This window comes from Pseudomonas sp. F1_0610 (assembly GCF_047470865.1).
Classification (GTDB): Bacteria; Pseudomonadota; Gammaproteobacteria; order Pseudomonadales; family Pseudomonadaceae; genus JAZDRH01.
Genome location: NZ_JAZDRH010000058.1, coordinates 1 through 3,052, shown reverse-complemented (window position 1 = coordinate 3,052; position 3,052 = coordinate 1). Strand labels below are relative to the sequence as shown.

At 39.3% G+C, this 3,052-nt stretch carries 4 protein-coding genes; all 4 read right to left on the bottom strand.

Translation table 11 applies throughout. The annotated features are described in order from the left end of the window. Positions 1 to 427, bottom strand: a 427-nt coding sequence (locus VQ643_RS16050) for a hypothetical protein (protein ID WP_414201490.1), incomplete at its 3' end; no start/stop codon positions are given. 8 nt (positions 428 to 435) lie between these two features. Continuing rightward, entirely contained in the window at positions 436 to 672 is a 237-nt protein-coding gene (locus VQ643_RS16045) for a hypothetical protein (protein WP_414201488.1), read from the bottom strand. Further along, on the bottom strand, positions 659 to 2,428 hold the full coding sequence (locus VQ643_RS16040; RefSeq protein WP_414201486.1) for a hypothetical protein: 1,770 nt from the start codon (positions 2,426 to 2,428) through the stop codon (positions 659 to 661). Before VQ643_RS16040 ends, VQ643_RS16045 begins: the two co-directional genes overlap by 14 nt. Positions 2,429 to 2,451: 23 nt before the next feature. Continuing rightward, the coding region (locus tag VQ643_RS16035; RefSeq protein WP_414201484.1) for an AbiH family protein at positions 2,452 to 3,052 on the bottom strand (601 nt) is incomplete at its 5' end.

Sequence of the window (3,052 nt, the reverse complement as noted above, 5' to 3'; positions counted from 1 at the left end):
ACCTAATATAGTTTAAAAAATTCAATATTATCTCATCTTCGATATTTATTTTAGCAGAGTCAATTTCCACACAATCGTTATTATTTAACTTTTTAATAAGTTTTTTACCAATATTAACCATATCCCTTGTTATCTTATCAGCACTTATAGCTAACATATGTCTAGCTAAATTATACTCTATTCTTCGCCTACTAATTTCACTAAATTTTACAACATACAATGCAACCAAACTCGAACTTAATGCAATAATACCAACATTTAGTGACTGCCAACTATGCCAGACCTTTTGAACTTTAATCCAACTTCTATGCTCAATCCATGGGAAAATAAACATGCATAAAATATAAATAAAAAATATACAGAAAAAAATAATCCATAAATATGTTTTTAAGTTTTCCCAATCAATCTCTTTAATTCTTTTAATCATTAGTATTTTCAAACCTCAATATCAAACTGTGGCAACTCAGGAGCAGGACCTACCACCTGCCCGTCTTTAATAAAGACTTTACGCCCTATTTCAACATCCACACCTTGAGCACTGAGTTCTGTGCCGTTGCGTAGTTGAACACGCGTAATGCCTGCGTTCTTATCTTGCCACACTACCGTGCCAACGACTCGGCCGCCATCAGGTAAAAGATTAATAAATCGCTTCCACGGGTTAACGGTTGCCATGATGTCGCTCCAATTTAATTGTTTGCACTACTCTCGTGCCGCTTTCACTGACGTCGATTTCAGTTGATAAGCACAAGCCACGCCAGTTGCCCTCATCGAGCGATCTAAACTCACACAGCATTGCTGGCTCAATTAGCCCTGGTGCTTTTTGCTCTGGAAATAACGGCATGTTGAGTGTAACAATTTCTTGATTGCCGCCTTTGCAGATTTCAGCAATGCCACGGGCTCGCGCTGCTGCGGTATCGGTTATCAGGTCGTCATACACATCTGTGGTGTATTGATCACCTGCAGTACCCGCTCTGCGTACATCAACGGCTACACCAAAGTTAATACCACTGACATAACAGCTATTCCATTGCGGCTGTGGAGTCCATTCGCCACCGATTTCGGGAACGATTTGCGTTGGAATAATGCGATCGACTGTTGCGTTATCCCAGTTCCAAACGGCATCACGATAACGTGGCAAAACACTAAACTCATTACCTGCTTTGGCGGGTTTAACAACCGCACCAATGCTTTCTGCAATACGTGAAATGACTTCAATCGGCGTTTGATCTAAGTAGCTCAACGCACCTGCAGTAATTGTCCAGTCGACTGGGTTTTCGTTGATACTATCCCACTTCATAACAAAGCCAGTATTAAGCAATAGGTCCTCTGAGGCTTGGCGTGCTGTAATATCAACCGCATTCACCGCTGAGGTTTTCAATGCATAAGGGGCGGCTAAGTATTGTGTGCGACTTGCACCACGTACGCTGTAGCGTTCGTTTGCAAAACGCATATCACGACTATAGCTTTCAATAATAAACTGCCATATATGACCGTTAATTTTCGCTTCAATTAGCTTTTGCCCGCTAGCATCTGGCTTGATCTGCAGTAGCGCGCTTTTACCTAAAAGCGAGCCTGAAAACCCCCAGCTAAACGAATCAATATCTAGCGATAAAGTAAATGTTGTAAATTCAATAGGTGTGCGATCAGGCAGCACCACCACTTCTACGCTGTTTCCAATCACATAACTATCCTCAACAATTGGCTCTTCTGGCTCAGGTATCACGATGATAGGGCCGACATAATCAGGGTATGTAATACCCGTCGTCCTTGGATCACAAGGTCGCCCCCACTTCCAGCGAATGCGCCAATCACGTTCAATTTGTCTTGCAGTACCCCAACGAATGCGATCGCCCATTGAATCAGTCGGTTGAATTGCATGCGTTGGTTTGATGTATCGAAAATCAAAATACACAAAAGGCGTGGTATTGGGTGTGTAACGCTTGCCTTTAAAGTCAAAAACTAAAGGTTTGACATGCGGTAGATAAAGGCTTTCACGTAGTTCTTGTTCTGCACTAAAGCGCTTGCCATGCTCATTGCAGCGATAAAAACGTGTGCTGCTCTGCAGGTCTTTTTTGGCAGGGATAGGCGTGTAGAGAATCCGTAATTGAATATCGCGCGGCTTAATACTTTGATTCCAGCCAGTGATCATATGCTGATCTTTTGCTGGAACATCTGCCCACTCTGTTAAGAATGCATTATCGCGCCCATTAGCTTGCCCAAAGTTGAGCTGAGTAGCATTGTCTTTAGTAGGAACAAGATCCCACGCTAGCTGCGTTGTAACTGCGAGCACTTTGCCATTTTTGTAACGTATCGTGCTTTGTTTGTCATAACCTTTCGTGCTTATCCAGCTTGCCTTTATTGCGCGAATATCCTTTTGTTTACCTTTAGTTACCCTGATACCTACCTCAATTTGTAGGCTTTTACGCATAAAAGTATCTCACTTAAATCATTTTATAAGTCTGATATTCTAATAACTTCAAAATTCACAATCTGAAGTTTAGTTAGTGTTTTTTCGTGCTTTATTTTCTCTGTATCACCATAATATGTAACTTTCCATTTAGCATCTAAATCAACGCACTGTTTTATTTTTTCTATATATGGAAGATCAACATCAGACAGAGAATGACCTACAATTACAATCTCAGTCACTTCTTTTAAGCTTAAAAAGAAATTTTTATTTTCATCAATAATTTTCTTAGTATTTTTAAATGTTTTATTAAAATAGCTACGAACTACTTCTTTTCCCAACTCTACGGAAAAGTCATACTGATCATTTTTCCAACTTTCCCACTCTTCCTCCTCTGCTAAACTTAGATTATCAGGTTTTTTCATATCTAATTCATCGACACTATCTAAGTTTACAGCATGACCTAGTACTATTTCAGTATCGTTATCTTCATTATTTATATTGCCATGAATATAATTAATACTTTCAGAATTTACACCATAGTAACTTTCTAAAGTATCCGTATAATTAAAGTTTAGATACAATGAATTTATATCAACATTTAATAATTTTTTATCCTCTACAAAAGGATACTCAACTAATGAA

Excerpts from the sequence above, each read along its gene's own strand:
- VQ643_RS16040 (WP_414201486.1), bottom strand. The coding sequence starts at position 2,428 with ATGCGTAAAAGCCTACAAATTGAGGTAGGTATCAGGGTAACTAAAGGT.
- VQ643_RS16045 (WP_414201488.1), bottom strand. The coding sequence starts at position 672 with ATGGCAACCGTTAACCCGTGGAAGCGATTTATTAATCTTTTACCTGAT.